General features: G+C 61.7%; 27 protein-coding genes. 9 read left to right on the top strand and 18 right to left on the bottom strand.

Annotated features, from left to right (window positions below):
* Positions 1–55: 55 nt before the first annotated feature.
* The 4 genes from ACVZUB_RS26695 to ACVZUB_RS26680 all read right to left on the bottom strand — a co-directional run bounded on the left by ACVZUB_RS26695 (position 56) and on the right by ACVZUB_RS26680 (position 4,594).
* Positions 56–1,291, bottom strand: a complete 1,236-nt coding sequence (locus tag ACVZUB_RS26695) for a CynX/NimT family MFS transporter (RefSeq protein WP_063315599.1) — start codon at positions 1,289–1,291, stop codon at positions 56–58.
* A 49-nt stretch (positions 1,292–1,340) separates the two neighbouring features.
* Entirely contained in the window at positions 1,341–2,054 is a 714-nt protein-coding gene (locus ACVZUB_RS26690; protein ID WP_063315600.1) for a FadR/GntR family transcriptional regulator, read from the bottom strand.
* A 219-nt stretch (positions 2,055–2,273) separates the two neighbouring features.
* Positions 2,274–3,392, bottom strand: a complete 1,119-nt coding sequence (locus tag ACVZUB_RS26685; protein WP_063315601.1) for a hypothetical protein — start codon at positions 3,390–3,392, stop codon at positions 2,274–2,276.
* Between the two features lie 359 nt (positions 3,393–3,751).
* Entirely contained in the window at positions 3,752–4,594 is an 843-nt protein-coding gene (locus tag ACVZUB_RS26680; RefSeq protein ID WP_063315603.1) for an NAD-dependent epimerase/dehydratase family protein, read from the bottom strand.
* Positions 4,595–4,680: 86 nt separating this feature from the next.
* On the opposite strand from ACVZUB_RS26680, the gene ACVZUB_RS26675 reads away from it, so the two are divergent.
* Positions 4,681–5,325, top strand: coding sequence for a ScbR family autoregulator-binding transcription factor (locus tag ACVZUB_RS26675; protein ID WP_003940238.1), 645 nt, complete (start codon positions 4,681–4,683; stop codon positions 5,323–5,325).
* Between the two features lie 38 nt (positions 5,326–5,363).
* Here the strand turns inward: ACVZUB_RS26675 and ACVZUB_RS26670 are convergent, their stop codons facing one another.
* On the bottom strand, positions 5,364–6,251 hold the full coding sequence (locus ACVZUB_RS26670) for a ScbA/BarX family gamma-butyrolactone biosynthesis protein (protein WP_021331802.1): 888 nt from the start codon (positions 6,249–6,251) through the stop codon (positions 5,364–5,366).
* A 168-nt stretch (positions 6,252–6,419) separates the two neighbouring features.
* The gene (locus ACVZUB_RS26665) at positions 6,420–7,079 is read right to left on the bottom strand and encodes a LuxR C-terminal-related transcriptional regulator (RefSeq protein ID WP_209448018.1); all 660 of its coding nucleotides are present in this window, start codon (positions 7,077–7,079) and stop codon (positions 6,420–6,422) included.
* A 517-nt stretch (positions 7,080–7,596) separates the two neighbouring features.
* Here ACVZUB_RS26665 and ACVZUB_RS26660 point away from each other — a divergent pair.
* Entirely contained in the window at positions 7,597–9,096 is a 1,500-nt protein-coding gene (locus tag ACVZUB_RS26660; protein ID WP_482627906.1) for a flavin-containing monooxygenase, read from the top strand.
* A 278-nt stretch (positions 9,097–9,374) separates the two neighbouring features.
* Here ACVZUB_RS26660 and ACVZUB_RS26655 read toward each other — a convergent pair whose 3' ends face one another.
* A complete protein-coding gene (locus ACVZUB_RS26655) occupies positions 9,375–9,650 on the bottom strand; it encodes a hypothetical protein (protein ID WP_482627905.1) in 276 nt (91 codons plus the stop codon).
* A 77-nt stretch (positions 9,651–9,727) separates the two neighbouring features.
* Here ACVZUB_RS26655 and lexA point away from each other — a divergent pair, with 77 nt between their 5' ends.
* Positions 9,728–10,417 carry a transcriptional repressor LexA gene (lexA, locus tag ACVZUB_RS26650; protein ID WP_482628554.1) on the top strand — a complete coding sequence of 230 codons (690 nt, stop codon included), beginning with the start codon at positions 9,728–9,730 and terminating at the stop codon, positions 10,415–10,417.
* A 13-nt stretch (positions 10,418–10,430) separates the two neighbouring features.
* Here lexA and ACVZUB_RS26645 read toward each other — a convergent pair whose 3' ends face one another.
* Genes ACVZUB_RS26645 through ACVZUB_RS26630 form a run of 4 tightly spaced genes read right to left on the bottom strand, consistent with a single transcriptional unit; the run spans position 10,431 to position 13,787 of the window.
* A complete protein-coding gene (locus ACVZUB_RS26645) occupies positions 10,431–10,844 on the bottom strand; it encodes a (R)-mandelonitrile lyase (RefSeq protein ID WP_007729736.1) in 414 nt (137 codons plus the stop codon).
* Between the two features lie 29 nt (positions 10,845–10,873).
* Positions 10,874–11,260: a DUF2255 family protein gene (locus ACVZUB_RS26640; RefSeq protein WP_007729735.1), complete on the bottom strand. Its 387-nt coding sequence runs from the start codon at positions 11,258–11,260 to the stop codon at positions 10,874–10,876.
* On the bottom strand, positions 11,235–12,713 hold the full coding sequence (locus ACVZUB_RS26635; RefSeq protein WP_257233531.1) for an MFS transporter: 1,479 nt from the start codon (positions 12,711–12,713) through the stop codon (positions 11,235–11,237). Before ACVZUB_RS26635 ends, ACVZUB_RS26640 begins: the two co-directional genes overlap by 26 nt.
* Before the next feature lie 36 nt (positions 12,714–12,749).
* Entirely contained in the window at positions 12,750–13,787 is a 1,038-nt protein-coding gene (locus tag ACVZUB_RS26630) for a zinc-dependent alcohol dehydrogenase family protein (RefSeq protein ID WP_030536486.1), read from the bottom strand.
* Between the two features lie 167 nt (positions 13,788–13,954).
* On the opposite strand from ACVZUB_RS26630, the gene ACVZUB_RS26625 reads away from it, so the two are divergent.
* On the top strand, positions 13,955–14,839 hold the full coding sequence (locus ACVZUB_RS26625) for a helix-turn-helix transcriptional regulator (protein ID WP_217017934.1): 885 nt from the start codon (positions 13,955–13,957) through the stop codon (positions 14,837–14,839).
* A gap of 27 nt (positions 14,840–14,866) precedes the next feature.
* Here the strand turns inward: ACVZUB_RS26625 and ACVZUB_RS26620 are convergent, their stop codons facing one another.
* From ACVZUB_RS26620 to ACVZUB_RS26600, 5 genes are all read right to left on the bottom strand, one after another.
* On the bottom strand, positions 14,867–16,009 hold the full coding sequence (locus ACVZUB_RS26620) for a GGDEF domain-containing protein (protein WP_050656051.1): 1,143 nt from the start codon (positions 16,007–16,009) through the stop codon (positions 14,867–14,869).
* Positions 16,010–16,127: 118 nt separating this feature from the next.
* Positions 16,128–16,592: an RrF2 family transcriptional regulator gene (locus tag ACVZUB_RS26615; RefSeq protein WP_039973110.1), complete on the bottom strand. Its 465-nt coding sequence runs from the start codon at positions 16,590–16,592 to the stop codon at positions 16,128–16,130.
* Between the two features lie 62 nt (positions 16,593–16,654).
* Positions 16,655–17,404 (bottom strand): SDR family oxidoreductase, encoded by a 750-nt coding sequence (locus ACVZUB_RS26610; protein ID WP_047271926.1) that lies wholly within the window; start codon positions 17,402–17,404, stop codon positions 16,655–16,657.
* Between the two features lie 75 nt (positions 17,405–17,479).
* Positions 17,480–18,328, bottom strand: a complete 849-nt coding sequence (locus ACVZUB_RS26605; RefSeq protein ID WP_039973116.1) for an LLM class F420-dependent oxidoreductase — start codon at positions 18,326–18,328, stop codon at positions 17,480–17,482.
* Positions 18,329–18,372: 44 nt separating this feature from the next.
* Positions 18,373–18,693 carry a GYD domain-containing protein gene (locus ACVZUB_RS26600; protein ID WP_217017931.1) on the bottom strand — a complete coding sequence of 107 codons (321 nt, stop codon included), beginning with the start codon at positions 18,691–18,693 and terminating at the stop codon, positions 18,373–18,375.
* An 81-nt stretch (positions 18,694–18,774) separates the two neighbouring features.
* Between ACVZUB_RS26600 and ACVZUB_RS26595 the strand changes: the two genes are divergently transcribed.
* The 4 genes from ACVZUB_RS26595 to ACVZUB_RS26580 all read left to right on the top strand — a co-directional run bounded on the left by ACVZUB_RS26595 (position 18,775) and on the right by ACVZUB_RS26580 (position 20,886).
* Positions 18,775–18,957: a hypothetical protein gene (locus tag ACVZUB_RS26595; RefSeq protein WP_007729726.1), complete on the top strand. Its 183-nt coding sequence runs from the start codon at positions 18,775–18,777 to the stop codon at positions 18,955–18,957.
* A 44-nt stretch (positions 18,958–19,001) separates the two neighbouring features.
* A complete protein-coding gene (locus ACVZUB_RS26590; RefSeq protein WP_217017929.1) occupies positions 19,002–19,817 on the top strand; it encodes a DUF72 domain-containing protein in 816 nt (271 codons plus the stop codon).
* A gap of 70 nt (positions 19,818–19,887) precedes the next feature.
* Positions 19,888–20,397 (top strand): hypothetical protein, encoded by a 510-nt coding sequence (locus ACVZUB_RS26585; RefSeq protein WP_030536492.1) that lies wholly within the window; start codon positions 19,888–19,890, stop codon positions 20,395–20,397.
* Positions 20,398–20,430: 33 nt separating this feature from the next.
* Positions 20,431–20,886 (top strand): PPOX class F420-dependent oxidoreductase, encoded by a 456-nt coding sequence (locus tag ACVZUB_RS26580; protein ID WP_030536493.1) that lies wholly within the window; start codon positions 20,431–20,433, stop codon positions 20,884–20,886.
* Positions 20,887–20,888: 2 nt separating this feature from the next.
* On the opposite strand, the gene ACVZUB_RS26575 is transcribed toward ACVZUB_RS26580, so the two are convergent.
* Positions 20,889–21,332: a winged helix-turn-helix transcriptional regulator gene (locus ACVZUB_RS26575; RefSeq protein WP_042447121.1), complete on the bottom strand. Its 444-nt coding sequence runs from the start codon at positions 21,330–21,332 to the stop codon at positions 20,889–20,891.
* A 117-nt stretch (positions 21,333–21,449) separates the two neighbouring features.
* Here ACVZUB_RS26575 and ACVZUB_RS26570 point away from each other — a divergent pair, with 117 nt between their 5' ends.
* Positions 21,450–21,854 carry a PaaI family thioesterase gene (locus tag ACVZUB_RS26570; RefSeq protein WP_482627904.1) on the top strand — a complete coding sequence of 135 codons (405 nt, stop codon included), beginning with the start codon at positions 21,450–21,452 and terminating at the stop codon, positions 21,852–21,854.
* A 1-nt stretch (position 21,855) separates the two neighbouring features.
* Here ACVZUB_RS26570 and ACVZUB_RS26565 read toward each other — a convergent pair whose 3' ends face one another.
* Positions 21,856–22,371, bottom strand: a complete 516-nt coding sequence (locus tag ACVZUB_RS26565; RefSeq protein WP_003940222.1) for a MarR family winged helix-turn-helix transcriptional regulator — start codon at positions 22,369–22,371, stop codon at positions 21,856–21,858.
* Positions 22,372–22,470 lie beyond the last annotated feature (99 nt).

Here is a 22,470-nt window from a genome sequence, read left to right as displayed (position 1 = left end):
TCGCGGCACGGGTCTGGCGAGGTTGGTGGGTGGATTCGAGGCGACCGTGGTTCGCTTATCCCAGTGTCTTGTTGCGGCCGGCGAGGGAGCCGAAGACGAGTTGCACGGCCAGCAGCACCAGCAACGCGATCAGAGGAGTCGTCCAGGAATCGACGGCGTCGTGCAGTGCACCGAAAACGAGGGGACCGGTGGCGGCCAGAAGGTATCCGACGGACTGTGCCATACCCGAGAGTGCCGCTGCTTGACCGTGATTGACAGTGCGTATTGCGAAGAAGGACAAGGCAATGACAATCGATCCGCCGATGCCGATGCCGAGGAATGCATTCCACAGCAGGGCCCAGGAGGGGAGGAGGAGTTGGCCGAGAACTGCCACTGCGGCGACCGACACCAGCCCGAGGACGGCTCCTCTCTGATCCTTGGGCAGTTTGTGCAGGAGCACTGCTGTGAGGAGGCTGCCGATGATCGAGAATATTTGCATGATGCCTTGATGCAGTCCGGCGGTAGCCGCGGTAGTGCCGTGTGATTCTTCAATGGTGGGCCACCATGTCAGAACGGTGTAGAAGAAGAGAGATTGGACGCCCATGAATATTGTGATCTGCCACCCGAGTGCTGAGAGCCATGGGGAGCGATGGCCGCCTGGATGGGGATCCAAAGCCGCAGCGTGATCGTGTTTCGGAAGCGTGCGTCGGCGAAGTTGGGGAAGGAACACCCCAAATCCTATGAGAGCCATAGCGGCCCAGATTCCGAATGCGATCCGCCAACCGTGATCGGTGAGACCGGCGATCGGCACGGCAAGTCCGGATGCGGTTGCGGCGACGGCTGCAGAGACCGCCGAGAAGATGCCGGTCAAACGGCCGGCTTCGGTCGGGAAGTCTCGTTTGAGGAGCGCCGGCAGTAGAACGTTCATTGTTGCGATGGACATGCCGAGCGATACGGTACCGATCCACAGCGCAGGCATCCACGGAACAGAGCGGATCACGATCGCTAAGGCGAGCATGCCGAGTGCTGCTGCGAGTGTCCGTTCCATTCCCCACCGAGCTGCGATGACCGGGGCAACGGGGGAGAACACTGCGAAGCACAGCAGTGGAAGGCTGATCAGCGCTGATGCTGTTGTCGACGAGATATCGAGATCGGTGCGTACCTCACCGAGTAGCGGGCCGACGACTGTGATTGAGGCTCGAAGATTGGCTGCGATGAGAAGAATGCCAGCGATAACGAGTCCTCGGCGCATTATCGGTATCGCGCTCGGGGCAGACGCCACGTTTTCGGTGTCGGAGATGGCGTTAGCCATAGGTGTGCCCTTCTGAGATTGTCTGTGCGCTGAACCTCTTGTGTGTCAGCTACTTCGGCATGTTTTGCAGAAAGAGGGATCGGCTGTGGTCCATCAGTCGGACCACTGCGGCGGCTGCGCCGTCCGGATCGCGGTCACGGATGGCCGCAAGCAGCTGCCGGTGTGGGTCGTCGTCGGTCCAAGGCCCGATGAATAGCTGTCGAGTCTCCTTGTCGGACTTACCTTGTGGGATGCTCATGGTGTCAGAGCGATCGAGACTGCGGTAGATGTCCGCTATCAGTTGGTTCCCGCTCGCTGCGAACATCTCCAGGTGGAAGTCGAGGTCGTACTCGACGGATTTGGCGACGTCGGGCTCAGCGTCTCGGCGATCCAAAGCCCGAGTCATGCGGTCGATGTCTTCGGGCAGGGCTCGTTCGGCAGCGAGTCGGGCGGCGTAGAGCTCCAAAGCTTCACGGGCTTCGAAGATTTCGAGCACGTTCTCCGCCGCTGCACGTCTTTGAAGTGCAATTTCGAGTTCTGAGCTCGCGCAGACGTAGGTTCCGTCTCCCGGGCGTGCTTCGAGGAGGCCGGCATGGACGAGGCCGCGAATGGCCTCCCGGACTGTATTGCGGCTCGCGCCGGTCATTTCGACAAGTTGATGCTCGCCGGGGATCTTCTCCCCTAATTCCCAGTTGCCAGAAGTGATCTGGGACCGCAGTTGTTCCGCGATCTGCACTGAAAGTGGGATGTTGCGTGCGGTGGGTGCGATACGGGAATCCGGCATGAGTCAAATGTAGGACATTTGGCGATTTGTGGATAGGTTTACCTTTGTGATCTAGGGCACTCGGGTTCGGATCGGCCTGGGCGGGGTACCGCCCTTCCGCATGTCTGCGTGCACGTGAGTGCTCCTGCCGACCGCGCACGGGGTAGTTGACTCGACTCGGAGGGCAACTGCGATCGATTCCTCACGGAAGCTCATGCCTAGCAGACCCTCACGTGCGGGTCATTGCTGCGATTCCAGCGTCCATGCGGGCTGGTCGGTCACTTCCGGGCCGTCGTGCAGCACCCAAGCACACGGCTCGGAAATGTAGGTGGCAGCATCGGTGAACCAGTATGTTTCGTCGGGTGCCCAGCCCGCGATGACGCTCGCCGTCTCGGTATCGACCTCGATCGCGGTTCCTGCTGCCGCGAGGTATCCCGTCACGGTAAGGTGCACTCCCTCAAATCTTTCCGCGACCTGCACCCAGTCGGGGATGACCCACCTGCCTGATCGGCCGGTAGTCCGATACCAAACCTGCCGCGTTTCTGCGGTGACCTCGAGCGGGAACCGTCTGCACAGCTCCGACCAGGCTTGCGCGCTGTCGATCTCGTAGATGCGTGCGCCAGTCGGTGGCCGCAATGCTCGGACGACGACCCGTTCCCATCCCATGCTGTCTTCGACGAACCACAAGCCCGCCGGAGTCCCGTCGAACAGCGCCCTCGTCGAACCCTGAGTGGGTGGATTCGACCACCAATAACCTGACCAGTTCGCCGCGGGGTCCACCGGGCGGTCACGTTCAGCTCTCGCTTCCGATTCCAGGGTGCTCGTGCGCCACTCGCTGAGGAGTTGTTGCGCAGCAGGCACTTCGTCTGTGTCCGGAGATTCCTCACCTCTGCTCAGAATCGACCATTGGTCGGATGAGGCGAGCGAGGTTGACCACCACCGCGCGCATTCGGAGCCGGCGATGTGCTCGGCGACGCGTCGAAGCTCATCGCGCATAACTTCGGTGGCGACGAGGACGTCTTCTCCGTCGGGATCCTGCCAGTAACGCGCCGCATCGACCGCTTCTGCGAGGGCGGAGCGTAGATCGACGGCGGTGACGTCGGGGAGCGATATTTCCGTGAGGCTGCGCGCCACGCCCTCCGCGGTGACTATGGTCTGCCGGGCCTCTTCGGCGCCCGGGCCGAACAACACTCGGGAGGTTCCTTGTCCGACGTCGAGGTGATACGCCGCCCGGTGAGCGTTGATGCGGAACATGTCGTCGCCTGGCTCGGGACGCAGGGCGCGTTCGGCGTCGATCGCATACGCGAGCAGCATCCGGCGTCCGCGCGGGCCCGACAGCAAAATATCCGCAGTGAGCATCTGTTCTCCCGTTTTCTGGTTCAGCTGACGGTAGCCGAGGTCAGCGAGATGGAGAGCCTTCTCCCGTGATGTCAGAGCTCCTGGCCCTTTAGTCGCGCACGACTTAGATCGTCACAAACTGCATTCGGCGGCGAAGGCGGACGGAAGGGAGCCCCAGGCTGCTGCCAGTCGCGTGAACGCCGCTTCTTTGGTGTGCGCGATCACTGCCGTCTTTGTGCAGCCGTGGTTTTCGTCGATCAGAGCTCTCTGTTCGCCTGTAGTGACTGCGAAATAGGTCGTATTGATTGCTGAGGCTGAACAATAGGGAGGGCTGAAAATGTTGGGAGACAGGTGTTTTGGCGAGAGTGATCCGTGTGCCATCAGTACAGTCTCGACCGGAACCAGTGATCGAGGCTGATCATGTCGATCTGGTGCATGTCGAGACTCAGCTGGGCAGCAGCTTTCACCGCGTCGGCGCGGGGGATAGAGTTCTGGGGCAGAGTCCAGTTGGTCTCCCGCGCATGTTGCTCGAGAAGGTCGATGACTGTCCGCGGGACAGGCTCGTTGACGTGAAGTGTTGAGCCGTAGCGAAATTGCTGTTCTACCGACAACTCGTAGATGGATCGGGCGAGTAGGTCTACGTCGACTACCGACAGGACAGCGCTACCGCCGTCGATGATCGAGTCGAGGCGAGAGACAATTCGCGTCAGTGTCGGAAGAAACCATCTGTCGCCGGGTCCGTACACGAGATGCGGCCGGACGACCAGGCCTCCGGCGTCGCGCACGAACTTCTCGGCGAGAGCGCGCGTGCGACTGGCAGGTGAGAAGGGGCTGAGAGGTGCGCCGTTGACCGGCAAGTCTCGAAACGGTCCCGGCCCGTACACGGCCGCGGTACTGACGTAGAGCAAGCGTTCGACGCCGACGGTGGCGGCCATCGACGCAACGTTCTGTACGCCGTGTTGGTTGACGTGAACGCACTGTTGTTCGTCGTCGCCCACGTACGACACGCAACAGATGACGGTCGACGCCTGACTCATTGCAACTCGTAGAGAAGCACTTTCGTTGATGTCGCCGATCACGGTGGCGATTCCTTCACGGCCGAACTGTTTGGCTGCGGTGGCCGTGCGAACGAAACCGATTGCAGCGTTTCCGTCGCGGGAAACCAGCTGTTTCATCACTGCGGAGCCGATGAAACCAGTGGCCCCGAGTACCAGAGTCGTCACGGTGTGTCCGTGTCGAGAGCGTTGCTGCGAGCTCTTTCGACGTATCGTTGAGATTCATTCCGTCGGCAACGAGAGCTGGGTAGATCATGCAGGAGCGTGCTGTCCTGACGCGCCAGGCCGTCATTTTGGGTGCTGCGAAGAGCTTCGAGAAGTTCGGGTACTCCGCCAGTTTGGGCACGATCTTGCAGCACGGGGGTGTGTCGAAGGGGGCGATGTATTTTCATTTCGCGTCCAAGGAGGAGCTTGCGCACGCGGTCATCGCAGCGCAGCACGGTATGGCGATGGAGGGTACCCGGCGGGTTGCTGCGCACTCCGACATCGCGGTCGAAACCCTGGTCCTCGTTTCGCAGGAGATGGCTCGGCAGCTTGTGACCGAGCCCATCGCGCGAGGTGGCATGCGGTTGACGATGGAGATCGGCAGTATTCAAGGCCCCATCGAACAGCCGTACCTCGATTGGATCGAGGCTATCAAGCAGGTGGCAACCCAAGCGGCCGAAGCCGGCGATATCGTCCCGGGCACCGATATAGACGCGTTGGCTCGATTTGTGGTGGGGTCGTTCACCGGAGTGCAGATTCTCTCGGAAATGCTGACGGGCAGAACCGATCTGTACGAGCGGTTGAGTCAGATGTGGAACCTGGTGCTGCCAACGATCGTCCGCGAGGACAAGTTGGCGCACGTCATGCAACTGGCGGCGCTTGCACCGAGAGAGTGGGAAGCACCGAGCGCTTGACGTGGTAGACGCGACGAGAAGAACGTGTTCGTTCCCTCTCATGATTGGTCCGCAACTGTAATTTCGAGTTCCGCGGTGGTTTCCAGTTCTTGAGTGAACCGAACTCGGTGCACATGGCCCGACGCGTCAAGGGGGATCGTTGACACCTCGCACGGCGTTTCCCATTCAGTGAACCTCGGAAAGACCGCCGAGAGTGAGGCGATCTTTGTTGCTGGGTTGCCGATGTGAAATCGGAGCGCTTGTCGGGCGGCCTCGAAAAGAATCATTCCTGGGATGTGGTCGACGGGGTGGTCGAAAAGGGAGTGGTTGCGTGGATCGGGAGCGCAGAACATCGCGTGCCGAGCAGGATCAGTGCTGATGAGCACATCTCCATCGGTTAGGCGTCCGACTCGCTCCGATCCGACCACCGCGGCTCCGGAAGGAAGGATGCGCCGGCTCGGGCGGTGGTCTTCTCGTCCTTGCCGAATTCGACGGTATCCCTCGGGGCTGACTCCTCGCGCAACAGCGTTGCATCTGGCGACGTGCCGGTTGCCCTCGCTGAGGATCCCCGACACTTCGACCCCCGAAACCGCTCCGTCGCGATGAGTGAGGTTGTCCACTGTCATCGAGAAACTCAACGGCTCCGCGACTGATTGCACGTCGAGCGCGTCCAGCATCTCGAAGCTGAACGTTTCCATGAGGAACTTGTAGTGCAGTGGAATCTCGTATCGGGTGTGGCACAGAAGCACCACTGCCTGTCGAAATGCTTCTGCCACCCCGAGCGGATCGTGTTGCTCGCTCGATACGTCGAATATCCGGTGCGAGACCGGGAGTTGCACAGCAACCTGGTACGCCGAGTCCGATTCGATCCGGTAGTCCGTCAAGAAAACCTCGGCAACAGCATGTCTGTGGACGAGATGCCGCGGCACTGTGCGTGTGTATTCCATTGATTGAATGCACCTTTCGATGTTCACTCGTGTCTTCGGTGTCGTGTAGGACCTAATATTCGACGTCCGGGCGCGTCATCGAATCGTCAAAATTGACGATCTTTTCGAAGGTCGAGTTCGATCAGGGGCGGCACCCCATCTCGGCGAGTGTGTCTGGGGCACTTCCTGCTAGAAGCGTCCGATCCGAAGTTCCAGTGGGTGTCTGCGTGCGTCGTGACCAGAGCGGCGGAGCATCGCGCATGCCTCCAGCTGGGAATGCACCCCCAGTTTTTGCAGGATGCTTCGGATGTGGGCGCGAACCGTGGTCGGTGCGATGTGGGCGGTTCGAGCAATCGAGTCGACATTCGAGCCTCCGTAGAGAAGGCCCACGATCTCGAACTCGCGATCGGTGAGACTGCTGATTCGTGCGAATTCTTCGGTGCGCAACCGGATGCGTTGTACGAGCGAGGACTTGTCGTGTGCAGACCGAGCGGAGTTGGGGTTGATCGCGGCCTGCAGCTCATCGAGCAGGGATGTGAATGGCAGTTGAGAGTTGAGCACGGCGTGGGCGCCCGCTGCGAGCCCCCGAATCATGGAGTTGCCGCTACTGAGATCGCCGACCAGGACCGATCCCTCGAGCGCGGAGAGCTCCTTCACCTGCCAATCGACGCCCCCGAGTGGTAGGAGAACGAGCGCTCTACCGTGATCGCTGGTGTGATGCCTTAACAGGCTCATGTCTGCGGTTTGTGGCTCGGAATAAGCCCTGGCGCTGATTCCGGCAGCGATTGCATTGGCGAACTCTCGATCGCTATGAGTGGTGTACAGGGTGACTGTGCTGGAGAGTGTCATAGCGACTACATCTCCGGTGGAGGTCCACTCCGCCCGCTCTCTTCGCTGCGGAACCAAAACCGTTGCTTTCAGCGTGGTTTCGTCAGCAGGTTAGCTATCGCAGTGACCTTTCCGCTGATGCGCACGAAGGTTACGGCGATATCGCAGTTGCCCGTCCTCCCATGGAAACTCGCGCGTTCGACACCTGATCGTGGACCTTCGAATTATGCTGGGGCGCTGAATATTTGGGCGATGAGTATCCCGCGTAGACGAGCCATTAGGCGTTCCGTCGACGACGTGAACGACTCCCCAATGGCTCGAGGCATTCAGGCGTCTCGATCGAGTTTCCGCGAGGCCGGTGCGTCGCGCCTCAATGTTCCGTACGCGGCCGGGTCGAGATATTGACTGTTACCGTCAGTTGCACATACCCTGTTCATTGGCGCTGACCTTAGGGAACCCGGCCTGAACCGGCCGATCGTTCTCGGTCACTGCCGACGCCAGAAGTAGCTTCGCGACGACCGACGAAACGAGTTTCCTCATGACACAGCATGTCGACGTACTGATCATCGGCGCTGGCTTGTCCGGAATCGGCGCGGCTTGCCACCTCATTCGTGAGCAGACCGGAAGCACTTACGCGATCCTCGAACGCCGCGAGAACATCGGTGGCACCTGGGACCTGTTCAAGTATCCCGGCATCCGATCGGATTCCGACATGCTCACCTTCGGATTCGGTTTCCGTCCGTGGATCGGAACCAAAGTGCTCGCAGACGGCGCCAGTATCCGTGACTACGTCGAGGAAACCGCCAAGGAATACGGCGTCACCGACCACATCAACTTCGGCCGCAAGGTCGTGGCAATGGACTTCGATCGCGCGACTGCACAGTGGTCCGTGACCGTCCTGGTCGAGGCGACGGGGGAGACCGAGACGTGGACCGCGAACGTCCTCGTCGGCGCCTGTGGTTATTACAACTACGACAAGGGATACCGCCCCGCCTTCCCCGGTGAGGACGACTTCCGCGGTCAGATCGTGCACCCGCAGCACTGGCCGGAGGATCTCGATTACACCGGAAAGAAGGTAGTGGTCATCGGTTCCGGTGCCACCGCGATCACGCTGATCCCGTCGATGGCCCCCACTGCCGGTCACGTCACCATGCTGCAGCGCTCGCCCACGTGGATCCAGGCGCTACCGTCCGAGGACCCTGTGGCCAAGGGTCTCAAGCTTGCACGCGTTCCCGATCAGATCGCTTACAAGATCGGTCGAGCCCGCAATATCGCACTGCAACGCGCCAGCTTTCAGCTCTCACGCACCAATCCGAAGCTGGCGAAGAAGCTGTTCCTCACCCAGATCCGCTTGCAACTCGGCAAGAACGTGGACCTGCGTCACTTCACCCCCAACTACAACCCGTGGGATCAGCGCCTGTGCGTGGTTCCCAACGGGGACCTGTTCAAGGTGCTCAAGAGCGGCAAGGCCGACATCGTCACCGACCGTATCGCCACGTTCACCGAGAAGGGCATCGTGACCGAGTCGGGCCGCGAAATCGAGGCCGACGTCATCGTCACGGCGACCGGCTTGAACGTACAGATCCTGGGCGGGGCGACCATGAGCATCGACGGCGAGCCCGTCAAGCTCAACGAGACGGTCGCCTACAAGAGCGTGCTCTACTCCGACATCCCGAACTTCCTGATGATCCTCGGCTACACCAACGCATCCTGGACGCTCAAGGCCGACCTGGCCGCGTCCTATCTGTGTCACGTACTCAAGATCATGCGTAAGCGCGACTACACGACTTTCGAGGTTCACGCCGAACCTGAGGACTTCGCCGAAGAATCTCTCATGGGCGGAGCCCTGACCTCGGGCTACATCCAGCGCGGCGACGGAGAGATGCCGCGTCAGGGTGCCCGCGGTGCGTGGAAAGTGGTCAACAATTACTACCGCGACCGCAAGCTGATGCACGACGCCGAGATCGAAGACGGTGTGCTGCAGTTCAGCAAGGTCGATATTGCTGTCGTGCCTGATAGCAAGGTCGCCAGCGCATAGTCGGCTCTACCGGGGGATGGACCGGTCGTACCAGTGGGGACGTCGGAGAATGTGCTGGAGATGTTGCGTCGACGTACCCGCGTCACGGGGTTTGCGATCGGTGAGTTCGCTTCCGTAATCGTCGGTTGTGCACCACCACGGGAAGAACATAGGTAGCGACCATGATCACGGCGAGCAGTCCGAGATAGAGATATGGCCAGGTCCATCCCGCTGCTCGTATGGCCAGCAACGATCCGCCCATGATCAAGGGCATCCCGGCCCCGGCGAGCAGGTCGACGTCACGGGGCGAGACGGGTGGGGTTCCGAGCAGAGGTACGCGGCTGCACGAGTTTTCTCTGATCGTGCGCATCACTGACATGCAGTAGAGGGGCGGCGCCGGCGATCGCGATCGCCGCGCCAAGTGCAACTTCGACGACGCCGGTTCTCGCGGACATCAATGCGTAGGCAAACACACCCACCGTTCCCAAAGTGACCGGTGCCGACTTCCAGATCGGCGTCGACTTATGGGTGTCGGCGGGAACACTGACCGGGCGCATCGGTTCGAGAGGCTCCATCAGCTCAGCGTGCCATGCGCCGCTCGGGAAACAAACTGCCTGTGCCGTTTCTGGCAGACTCCGACTGCCTGGCCTGGATGTCGGGACCCCTCACTACGATTCTCATCGTGACCGATTACGACGATCTCGACATGTTCGGTGGCCTCGACGCCTCCTCCCTGCCGCTCCGCCAGCAGCAGATTCTGATGACCATCCGGGATCTCTTGGCTGCCAACGGGTGCACGCCGAGCACACGGCAGATCGGAGACGCGGTTGGTCTGCGCTCGACGTCGACGGTGTCCAAGCACCTCAAGAGTCTCGAAGAGAAGGGCTTCCTCCGTAGGGGAGCGGCCATGGCTCGGCAGTTGGACGTGCGGCCGTTCCTCGTAGGCGCGAAGGAACAGTCGTCGTCGAATACGGTGACGGTTCCGGTCGTCGGTGACATCGCGGCCGGCGCGCCGATCCTCGCGGAGGAGCACGCCGACGAGGTGCTTGCGCTTCCTCGCGAGCTCGTCGGCTCCGGCACGGTGTTCGGACTTCGGGTGCGTGGTGAGTCGATGGTCGACGCAGCGATCTGTGACGGTGACGTCGTCGTGGTGCGCCGCCAGGACGAAGCTCATTCCGGTGAGATCGTCGCCGCGATGATCGACGGCGAGGCCACGGTGAAGGTGCTCCGGCGTCGCGACGGTCACGTGTACCTCGAGCCTCGCAATCCCGCATACAGCGTCATCGACGGCGATCGCGCGGTCATCCTGGGCAAAGTTGTTTCCGTGATGCGCCGTATCTGAGAGGTGTCCGGTCTCAACGACGTTTGGCGCGGGGACCGCCGTATTCCTCATCGGTGACTTTGTCGCCCCATGTAGTTTCGGTGCCTCCGTCGCCGGGTCCTTCCCACAGTGCGAGGTGGCTCATGAAACGGTCGGGTGCCGCGCCGTGCCAGTGTTCCTCTCCCGCTGGGGTGTAGACGGTCTCACCCGGGTGGACTTCGACGATCTCGCCGCCGCGAGCTTGAACCAGCGCGGTACCGGAGACGATGTGGAGGGTCTGTCCGACTGCATGGGAGTGCCAGTCGGTTCGCGCGCACGGTGCAAAGCGAACCATGTTGGCGCGCATCCTCGACGGCTCCTGGCCGGCGTAGATGACGTCCCACCAGACGTCGCCGGTGAACCAGTCGCTGGGTGCTTTGCTGGTGGGCTGGGGCTTCAAGATTTCCATGAGGTCTCCTCGGAATCGAAAGGGGCGGTTCAGTTCTGCGTCAGCGGAACAAGTCGAATGGTGTTGGGTGCGGCGGCGCGGCCGGTGACGGAGCCGACGATCTGCGGGCCGTAGCGGTCGTACTTGGTGTGATAGGCGGAGTCGATCGACGAGTGGGCATCCGGTGCGGCGGACTCGAACGCCACGTCCCGCTCGATTCCTCCTGCTCGGATTCGGCCCGTTCCACTTGCCGTTGCTCGGACGAACCACGGGTTGTCGGTTCCGTAGGCCGAGCGAACGTACAGTTGGTTGTCGGTACGGACAACCCAAATCGTGACGTACGGCCTTGCGGTTCCGTCTCGGCGGTACGAGGAGACCTGCAACTCCTCGGCGTCGCCGATCTTGGTCAGTTCAGCCTCGGTCCACGAGTGCGACATCTCGGCTTCCTTTCTCCTGGTCGAATTGCTTTGCGGTACTTCGCGTTCTCGTAGCCGGGACGATCAGTGCGAGGACGATGACGAGACAAGCGGCGAGCAGGGCGGTGCCTGCGGTGAGAGCCGTTGATACGTGATCGGTGAGTGCCGTTGTAGCGTCGTCGGCAGAGGATCCGGCGCCCGCGGAGACTGCGACGAGGATGCCGAGTCCGAGAGCACTGCCCAGTTGATGTGCAGTGTTGACCAATCCTGATGCGGCACCGGCATCTTCGGCCTGTACCCCGGAGATGCCGGCAGAAGTCAGTGGGGCGAAAGCCAACCCCTGTCCGGCGCCGATCAAGATCATCGGAAGTGCTATCGCAGTGAGGTACGTGCTGCCGGGATGGACCAGACTGAGCCACGCCATCCCGGCTAGGGTGACGGCAATGCCAACCGACAGAATTGCGGAATTTCCGAATCGCGGTGTCAGTCGCGGAATAAGCATCGCCACAGCAAAATTGACGATCGTCATCGGGAAGAAGGCGATGCCTGCTTGGAACGCGCTGAAGCCCATGACGCCTTGGAGTAGCTGAGTCGTGAAGTAGAAGAATCCGATCATGGCACCCAGATAGAGCATTCGGGCGGCGTACGCCCCGGATCGCTCCCGGCTACGGAACAACCTCAGTGGCATGATCGGCTGCTCCGCTCTCGCTTCGTTGAGGAAGAGCAAGGTCAGTAGTATCGCCCCGGCCGCCAGTGTCGCAACGGTGATCGGTGAGGTCCACCCCGCTTCGGCCGAGTTGACGGTGCCGAAGACGAACGCGGTCATCCCGAGTGTGGCGAGAACAGCGCCGGCCACATCGAAACGTCCGGAGTTGGGCTCGGTTTCCGGAATGAACCGGGGAGCGAGAGCGATCATCGCGATACCGATCGGAACGTTGATGAAAAAGCCTGCGCGCCAAGACACCCAGTCGGCAAGGGCGCCGCCGATCACGAGTCCGAGGCTGGCGCCTATTCCCGCAGCAGCGCCGTACCAGGCAACAGCGCGCGTTCGCTCCGGGCCGGGCGGGAAACTGGCGGTCAGCAGTGACAGCGACGCCGGGGCGACCACTGCTGCTCCGACGCCTTGGAGAGCGCGCGCTGCGATGAGCCACCAACCGTTCGGCGCGACCCCGACGAGAAACGACGCAATCGCGAAAATCGCGAGACCGGCCACGAATACGCGACGACGGCCGAAGATGTCCCCGAGACGAGCACCCAGCAGGAGAAGCCCGCCGAACACCAGGGTGTAGGCGTCCTGGACCCAGGACAGCCCGGTTGCCGAGTAACCCATGCTGCTTTGGATGCTGGGTAGCCCAGTGAAGATGATCGAATTGTCGAGCAGGATCATGAAATAGCTGATCAGAATGATCGCCAGGATCGCGGTGGGATTGATGCGACCGGCAACAGGACGGGTGGCAATGTGGGTCACGCGCATCTTCTTCGCAAGTGGTGGACTTTCGCAAGTGGTGGACTACGGGCGGACGAGGACCTTCAACGATTCACGGGAGTCCATGGCTCGGTAGCCTTCCGCTACGTCGTCGAGTCCGACGGTGTGGTCGAAGACCTTGCCCGGCTCGATCTTTCCATCGAGCACATCCGGCATCAGCTCTTCGATGTACGCGCGCACCGGGGCCGGTCCACCGGTGAGTGTGATGTTGGGTCCGAAGAGTGTCCCGAATCCGATTGGAGCTTCTTCGTATTGGGGTACCCCGACTCGGCTGATGACGCCGCCCGGTCGGACAACTCCGAGCGACTGCTCGTAGGCAGGCATGTGACCTACCGCTTCGAGGACGACATGAGTGCCGTCGCCTCCGGTCAGTTCGCGGACTTTCTCGATGCCCTCATCTCCACGTTCGGCAACCACGTCGGTGGCTCCGAACTCGAGACCGAGATCCGTGCGGGTCTTGTGGCGCCCCATGAGGATGATGCGCTCGGCGCCGAGGCGTTTGGCGGAGAGCACTGCCATCAGCCCCACGGCTCCATCGCCGATGACCGTGACCGTCGTGCGTTGGTTGACGCCACCCTTGACCGCCGCGTGATAGCCGGTGCCGAAGACGTCGGAGAGTGTGAGCAGTGACGGTAGGAGTTCGGAATCCTCACCGACCGGCGCCTTGACCAGGGTGCCGTCTGCCAACGGCACTCGGATGGCCTCTGCCTGACCGCCTCCGATCCCGTTTCCGGCCCAGAATCCACCGTGTCGGCAAGACGTCTGCAAGCCTTCGCGGCAGAAGTCGCACGTCCCGTCGGACCAGGCGAAGGGGGCGATGACGAAGTCGCCCTTCTTCAACGTGGACACCTCGCGACCGGTCTCTTCCACCACTCCGACAAATTCGTGGCCCATCGGGGAACCACCGGGCGTGGCCGGCATGTTGTGGTAAGGGTGCAGGTCAGAGCCGCAAACGCACGCCCTGACGACCCGCACGATCGCGTCCGTCGGCTGCTGCAGTGCCGGATCGGGCACGGTCTCGACTCGAACGTCTCCGGCGCCGTACATGATGGTTGCTCGCATGGTGTCCCCTCTTGCTTCTGGTGTCGCGTGCTTGGAAGTCGACGTTTCGGCGTGGACCGGTCGACTGCAATCAGTCAACGCCGCGCCTCGCGGGCGCGGGAGTGTCTGTTGTTCCAGGTAACGGCAGTACCTCCCTCGGTCTTCTCCGCTCGAGTAACGTGAACTGCATGGACAACCGAGCCGAGATCCGCGAATTCCTCAGCTCCCGTCGTGCTCGCATCACACCCGAGCAGGCAGGGCTGCCGGCCTACGGCGGAAACCGTCGCGTCAAGGGGTTGCGCCGTGAGGAAGTCGCTCTGCTCGCCGGTGTGAGCATCGACTACTACGTGCGCATGGAACGCGGAAATCTGGCGGGAGCGTCGGACTCGGTGCTCGAAAGCCTTTCCCGAGCACTGCAACTCGACGAAGCCGAAACTGCCCACTTGTACGACCTCGCGAAGGCCGCCAGTGCAGGCGCACCGAGTAGAAAGCGGCCCGCCCCCAAAGGCGTGAGCCCGGCGATTCAGCAGATACTCGACGCCATCACCGACGCACCGGCGTGGGTACGTAATGCCAGGCACGACATGCTGCCGGCCAATCGTATGGCGCGCGCGTTGTATTCGCCGGTGTTGGCCGATCCACGTAGGCCGGCGAACAACGCCCGCTTCGTGTACCTGGACCCGGCATCGCAGGACTTCTTCGTGGATTGGGAGCGCGCGGCAGACGACATCGCCGCGATGCTCCGCTCGGAAGCGGGGCGCAATCCTCATGACAAGGCGTTGACCGAGCTCATCGGCGAACTTGCCACTCGCAGTGAGGTATTCCGCACCCGATGGGCGAAACACAATGTGCGCTTTCATCGGACGGGATTCAAGAAGGTTCGTCACCCCGTCGTCGGCGACCTGGAGCTGAACTTCGAGGCGATGGAACTGCCGTCCAATCCCGGGCTGACACTGCTGGTCTACACCGCGGCGCCGGAGACGCCCACGGCTGACGCACTCAAACTCTTGGCGAGTTGGGCGGCAACCCAGGATCAGCTGGATCCGGCGAACGACAGCGAAGCGGCGCTCTGAATTCGATCGGCAGGTAATCGTGCCGATTCAGCTCAGATGCGTTACTGCCCAAGCTACCTGGTCTCCACCTCGTCGTTTCGCCCGATACATCGCGTTGTCGGCATCGGCAAGAATCCGATCGATGGTTCCCGAAGCGTCCGGGATTGTCGAGGACAGCCACACGCTGGCTCCGACGCTCACGGAAATCGACTGCCGGCCGGCGGGCCGCGATATCGAATTGTGAATGTCCACCACGGTTTGTTCGATGCGACGTGGCTCCACGGGCATGAGAATCACGAACTCGTCGCCGCCAGTCCGCGCAACCAGTCCGACCTCTCCGACCACCGAGTTCAGGCGCCGGCCGACTGTCACCAGCATCCGATCGCCTTCCGCGTGACCCAGTTTGTCGTTGACGCTCTTGAACGAATCGACATCGATCACCACCGCAAGGACTACGTGTCCTTGGAGTTCGCCGACACCGAACAACTGTTGCCAGACATTGTGCAGCCCACGTCGATTCAGGGCAGCGGTGAGTGGATCACGCCAAGAGTGTCGTGCGTCGTCGGTCAAATACAGGACGAGGAAATGCACGGTCATCGAAGCTGAAGCGATAACACACCCGATGACGAATCCAGTGGACACCGACAGCGAAGAGTCGGTATCCGGATCGGTTACAGCTCGAATTGTCAGTAGCGCAACGACGAACAGCGCGCCGGTGATCTGTGCGGTGACTATTCGAGGGCTGTGGAATACCGACGAATAGTTCGCGACGACCACGAACAGGACGGTGCCGGTCAATGCCAGGAAGCTCGATTGGATTCCGGCGAGAAGTATCAAGGACAAGCAGATATTGGTGAGCGAAACGAAACGAACGGATTGATGGTGACTCGGCCAAGACCGTCCGAGTGACCAGCGAATCATGCAGTAGAGCGCGATCATGCATGCTGCGCCCGCCGCGAGCCGTTCAGGGAGCTCGGTTGCGCCACCCTTCACGAATTGAGCCAGTACGGCGAGTGCCACGAACACAGCACACCAAAAGGTGACGACCACCCTGGCTGTCCCCAACATCGATCGAGCAGCCAGGAACCTCGGGAACCATTCGCCGTCGTACGCAAGAGACCACCAGCGACTCAACAGTCCCGTTGTTTGACGAATGTTCTGCCCCAACCCCGCAGCGCCACTGACTCCCATGAAACCCCCTCCGAGATCTTGCGAAAATTCCCGGAAGATTCTTCGTCAAGATTTGATCCCCGAACAAGGTACCCGATAGTTGAACGATGGATTGCCGTCTCGTGGGGTGTGGGCTGCTCTAGGGTGTGATCGGTGTGGTCAGGATCTTTCTGAGTGCCGGAAGGTCCAGGGTTGCAGCAAGATCTGCAATAGTGACCCCCGACAGTGATGCGCGCCAGGCTTTTTCGGCGTCGGCCATGACCTTGGCGATTCCGCAGGCGGAACGGCACTGTTCCGGTGGGGCGGCGAGGATTCCTTGCTGTCGAATCTCCGTGCACCGGAACGCAGGTTCGGTGCCGTCAACGGCCTGTACGACGTCGAGAACGGTGATCTTCTCGGGAGCCCGGGTGAGAACGTACCCGCCGTCTCGGCCCTCGGTCGGATTGACCAGACCGGCGTGCGCGAGCGCTCGCAGATGCTTCGCCAGGTATGTCTTCGACACCCCGTGAAGTTCGGCGAGTCTGGCTGTGGGTACCGGCCCCTCGGACTGGCTCAGAACCACGCAGCAGTGGAGTGACCACTCCACGCCTCCGGAAAGCTTCATGATTGGACTCTATCGACGCCGCGGAAAGCGGTGCGGGCCGGACGTCGCTCGAGTTGTCGACGTCAGGCCTTCTCGGCAAGCCACGCGTCGTATGTTGTCGGCGCGATCCATGCATCTGCACCGGGCGTCGGGGTCAGTGCCGAGTTGTCGAGTTTCGCGCCGAAGTAGCCGGCTTCGGGATCGGAGATAACCGAACGCTTGTCGCCGGTGACGAGGAACAAGCGCCGGACCAGTTCGTCGATGCCCAGCGGTTCGGGTCCGGCAATCTCGACCGTGCCGTTTTGCGGCGCGCCGGTCACTACCTCGGCGACGTGGGACACGACGTCTCGAGACGCGATGGGTTGCAGATGTCCCGGCGTTGCGTGGACGGCGCCGTCGGTGGTTCCCGCGTCGGCGATTCCGGCGACGAACTCGAAGAATTGGGTCGATCGGACGATCGTGTAGGGGGTCGGGCCCGCTTTGACCAGGTCTTCCTGGGCGACCTTGGCTCGCATGTACCCGGAATCGGGCAGTCGATCGGCACCCACGATGGACAGTATGACGTGGTGCCCGACGCCTGCCTTCTCTTCCGCGGCGAGGATGTGGCCGGTTCCGTCGCGGAAGAAGGCCAAGACGTCGTCGTCCGACCACGAAGGGGAATTGGTCAGATCCACGACGACGTCGGCACCCTCGACTGCCTCGGCGATACCTGCGCCGGTGGTGATGTCGATCCCGTCGCCGCGACCGAGCGCCTTCACGTCGTGCCCGGCGTCAGCGAGCTTGGCGGCGACCTGGCTTCCGATGAGTCCGCTTCCGAAAATGACGATCTTCATGTTTTTCTCCTTTACTCGGATAAGTAGTGTCCAAGTATACTCGGACACTACTTATCCAAGTCAAGGGTTGCCCGGTCAGTCGAAGAGTTCGGCGGCCAGTGCTTCGTAGGTCGCGATCGGATCACCTTCGGCGGGAAGTGCTTGGATCGCAACGTGATCGGCACCCGCCGCGACATGCTCCCGAAGTCGATCCGCGATGGACTTCGCGGTACCCCGCGCAACCAGGGCGTCGATGACGCGATCGTTCCCCTCGTTGGCCAACTCTTCGGGCGCAAAACCGAGGCGCTCGAGATTGCTCGTGTAGTTGCGCAGATACAGATACGGGTTGGCGACGGCGGGGCGACCGATTGCTCTGGCCTTCTCCGGATCGGTTTCCAGGACAACCTTGTGCTCGGGGGCCAGGATCTTCGAAGGGCCGAGGATTTCGCGAGCTTCGGCCGTGTGTTCGGGGGTGGTCAGGTACGGATGCGCGCCGGCGGCGCGAGCGGCGGACAGTTTCAACACCTTCGGCCCCAGTGCGGCGAGGACGCGCCGCGCTTCCGGGACCTGGGCCGCGTCGAGTTCGTCGAGGTACGACACGAGCGAGGCGTACGGCTTGGTGTAGTCGCCGGTAGCCTCCGGATGTCCGACGCCTACGCCGAGCAGGAATCGACCCGGGTGCGCGGCTTCGAGTCGGTGATAGGACTCCGCCACCTCAGCCGCAGGTGAGGACCAGATGTTGACGATTCCGGTTGCCACGGTGATGTGCTCGGTCGCGTCGAGAAGTTTCTCGGCGATCCGTAGATCGGCGCGTGGGGAGCCGCCGATCCAGATGGTGCCGAAACCGAGTTTCTCGATCGCAGTTCCCAGCTCGGGCGGCAAACCAGCCGCTCCTCGCCAGATTCCGTAGGTTCCCAGGTCAGGTGTTTTCGTAGTCTCCGTCACAGCGGGTGCAACTCGGCTGCTGCCGGGATCTATTCCTTCCGTCGTCATTTGCCCGGCGCGCGGTAGTCGGTCGGTCGCTTGACTGCCTCGTCGATCTGCTCCGGCGTGAGCAGTGTGATCGACTCCGAGCGTGCTGCACCTGCCGCAGCCGTGCGAATGCTCAATGCGGCTGCCGCGACGTCGTCCGGCAGGTTGCCGATCACGAACATGTCGTGACCGCCCAGTGCGAAGTGGCAGGATTCGACAGTGCCACCGATGCTTTCGACCATTCGCGTTATCGCGTCGCGCCGCGCAGTGCCTCCCTCCTGCTGTAGACCGGCGGCGCCGGAGTGTGAGTACGTCACTTGCCAGAGGTATTTCGGCATTTCCACTCCTAGCTCGGGATGGGTACTTCGATCGTGTACCCGTAGGGCGCTCGGTGGCAATGGGTAGGGGACAATCACGGCATGGTTGGAACTCCGGTGATCGTGACTATCGTGTCCGTGTGTGTAGGTTTTGTGATCTTCATGCTCGCTGCCAGTGGTGCACGCGGAAAGTGGGACCGTCGCCTCGTGATCGCGTTGTTCGTCGGTGCGGTGGTGTGCCTGACCGTCGTACCGGTATCCGTCGCGCTCAGCGCCGGAGTTTGAAACACGGAGTGCCAAAACGCTCGAGTGCCGCTTAGTCTGAATCGATGGCAGATATTCGGGTAGGTATCTCCGGGTGGACGTATCCCGCGTGGCGCGGAGATTTCTATCCGAAAGGTCTTGCTCACCGCAAAGAATTGTCTTATGCCGCAGAGAGATTGACGTCGATCGAGATCAACGGCTCGTTCTACGCGCTGCAGAAGCCGGAAAGCTACACCAAATGGCGCAGCGAAACTCCCGAAGATTTTGTGTTCGCGATCAAGGGCGGCCGGTACATCACACACATGAAACGGCTGCTCGACGCCCGTGACGGACTCGCCAACTTCTTTGCCGCCGGAACACTCGCCCTCGGCCCCAAGCTCGGGCCGATTCTGTGGCAACTACCTCCGACGCTGCAGTTCGAATCGCAGCGATTGGCCGACTTCTTCGACGGTCTTCCCCGTACCACTCAGGCTGCAGCCGATCTGGCAGCACAGCACGACGACAAACTCACCGAAGACCGAGTGTTCGCCCAGACCGAGAGGGACGTGCCGATTCGCTACGCGGTGGAAGCGCGGCACGCCAGCTTCGAGACCGACGAAGCCGTGGACCTGATGCGCGAGCACTCCATCGGTTTTGTCGTCGCAGACACAGCCGGCAGGTATCCCCGCATCACCACTCCTACTGCCGATTTTGTCTATGTGCGGATGCACGGGGACAAGGAACTGTATGCGAGTGGGTACACCGACGAAGCTCTGGACAAGTGGTCCAAGCGCTTTCGGGACTGGATGGACGAGAGCCTCGACGTGTGCGTCTACTTCGACAACGACATGAAAGGCTTTGCGCCGCACAACGCAATGTCCTTGTTGGAGCGGCTGCGCTGACGGATCGCCTGGCCTGTCGGTGGGATGTGGAAGGCTTCCGCATGAACACGAGGACCGAGGAGATACCACGATGACGCCAGAACAGCGGACGCCAGAACAGAGCTGGCCGACGCATTGGCCGAAGGTCGCCCGTGACATCGCCGATGCCACGGCCGACGCACTCGCCGCGGTGCGGGCGGCAAATCGTGACGGACTACTCGTGGCTGTCGAGGAACTGCGCGGGCTCTCTTTCGAGCAGGTCAGCTCGGTTCACGCGGCGATCGTGCGCGAATTGCTCGAGGACACGCATCCGGACGGCTTGTCCAGCGAGGACGTGCAGGATGCGCTCACCGCCTGCGCCAAGTCCACGATCGTGTGGCTGCCGGATCTGGACGTGCAGGCGCTCGCTGCGGTCTACACCGGGGCGCTCGGGATCTCGGATCTGGAAGACGATTCGTTCCGTATCGGGCACGGCGCGTACCTGCGTTCGGCGGTTCTGGTCATCGGGAGTTTGTCGACCGGAGTGAAGAAAGCTCAGAGCGCGTACATCATTCGTGCAATCGGCGAAATCGCACGTGCTCAGACCATCGAGATGCCCTGAGCGTCAGTTCGTAAATCGAATTAGGCTGAGGTCATGTCCAAGATCGCCAGCGCAGATCGTGTGTCGTTTGCCGAGCTCCTCGAATTCGTCAGGCCGCGCCATCGGGCCACGTTCGTCACGGTGAAGAAATCCGGCGAGTTGCAGATCTCTCCGGTGACGTGCGGGGTCGACGACGAGGGTCGGATCGTCATCTCCACGTACCCGGAACGGGCCAAGGCCGCGAATGTCCGCCGCACCCCGGCGGTGTCTCTGTGTATCCACTCCGACGAGTGGAACGGCCCGTACGTCCAGGTGAACGGAACCGCGGAGTTGATCGACCTCCCGGACTCGGTGGAACCGTTGGTCGACTACTACCGATCCATCGCCGGTGATCATCCCGACTGGGACGAGTACCGCGAAGCCATGCGCAAGCAGGGTAAGAGCCTGATCCGCGTCACCGTCGACTCCTGGGGTCCGATCGCAACAGGCGGGTTTCCGCCCGGACGCTGACGCTATCGAGCAGGCGGCGAGAGTTCGACTACATGCGCGTCTTTGGCGGCCAGCGGCTCTTTGCAGTGCGCGCACACAACTTGGGCGTGCAGGATCTCACCGCAACGGTGTTCGACGACGGTTGGCGGTGGACCCGTCGTCGCAAAGGCGTCCCCCCATTCCATGAGCGCCATCAGAATGGGATAGAGCGCCTTCCCTGATTCGGTGGCGACGTATTCGTAGCGCGGTGGATGGTCTTCGTAGCGTCGCTTCGTGAGGACGTCGGCGTCGACAAGGGTGCGTAGACGCGCGGCGAGGATGTCGCGGCTCGCACCCGTGCCCGCGGCGATCTCGTCGAACCGTCGTTGCCCGAGGGCGATTTCTCTGAGCACCAACAGTGACCACTTCTCGCCGACGACCTCCAAGGCGTTGGCGATGGAGCAGTTGCGTCCTTTTGTCGCCGTCATCTCTGGGCCCCTGTTAGTTGGAAATGTTAGTTGGGAATTCCAACTTAGCACTTGACGGCATGTATTCGAGGGCGGAAGGTAGGTCGAGAAATCCAACGGAGCAGATGAGGGGTCGTCATGACGGAATTGAATCTCGAGGCAGCAAGCGGATTCGTCAGCGCTGCCGGATTGCAACTGGACGAGGTGTCCGGCACGAAGGTTGTCGGGCACATCGATCTGTCCGAGGCACACCACACTCCGTGGGGCGTTGTCCACGGCGGCGTTTACACGACTGCCGTCGAGTCGGCCGCGAGCATCGGGGCGAGTACCGCAGTGGCGTACCGTGGCGAATTTGCCGTCGGAGTGCACAACGGAACGGATTTCCTGCGGGCGCGTACGGGTGGGCGCGTGGACGTCGTGGCTGTGCCGATACAGCAGGGACGCGTTCAGCAGTTGTGGTCGGTGGTCATCACCGATCCGGAATCGGGGAAAGAGGTGGCGCGCGGTCAGGTGCGCTTGCAGAACGTGCCGCTGCCGAAGTAGGTCAGTCCCAGATCCCCGAGTCGATGTTGAGTGAGATGCGTTTGAGCAGTGCCGTCAGTTGGGCACGTTCGTCCTCGTCGAGTCCGGTGAGTACTTGACGGTCTCGCTCGACGCGTCGGGGAAACTCTGCCTCGACCAATGCGCGACCGGCATCGGTGAGTTGAAGCAGAACCACTCGTCCGTCGTGTTCGAAGCGCTGACGCTCGACAAAGCCCAGCTTGGCCAGGCGGTCTGCGTGTTTTGTGGTGGCGGCGCCGCTGACCATCGTGACGGCGGTGACTTCGCTCGCCCGCAGGGGACGGTCACTGCGAGCGAGTGCACTCATCACGTCGAATTCGGCGCGAGAGACCCCGCTGGACGCCAGTGCGCGGTCGAGCTGGTGAAGAGACTGCGCGTTGATGCGGGCGATCCGGCCCATCACTTCGACGGGGGCGGTGTCGAACTCCGGGTAGGCGCGCTTCCATTCGCGACGGACTTTGTCGATGAAGTCGTCTTCGGATCTGTTCGCCGCGCCCATGGCCCCATCTTAGCGACAGATTTCACATTACTTCACAAGTAATTTACTAGTGAAATAAATGTATGCTGGGTGGGTGAGCCGAACCGAAACCGCAGCCAG

It is taken from the genome of Rhodococcus sp. OS5 (assembly GCF_056837585.1).
This window is presented reverse-complemented; position numbering and strand designations above follow the sequence as displayed.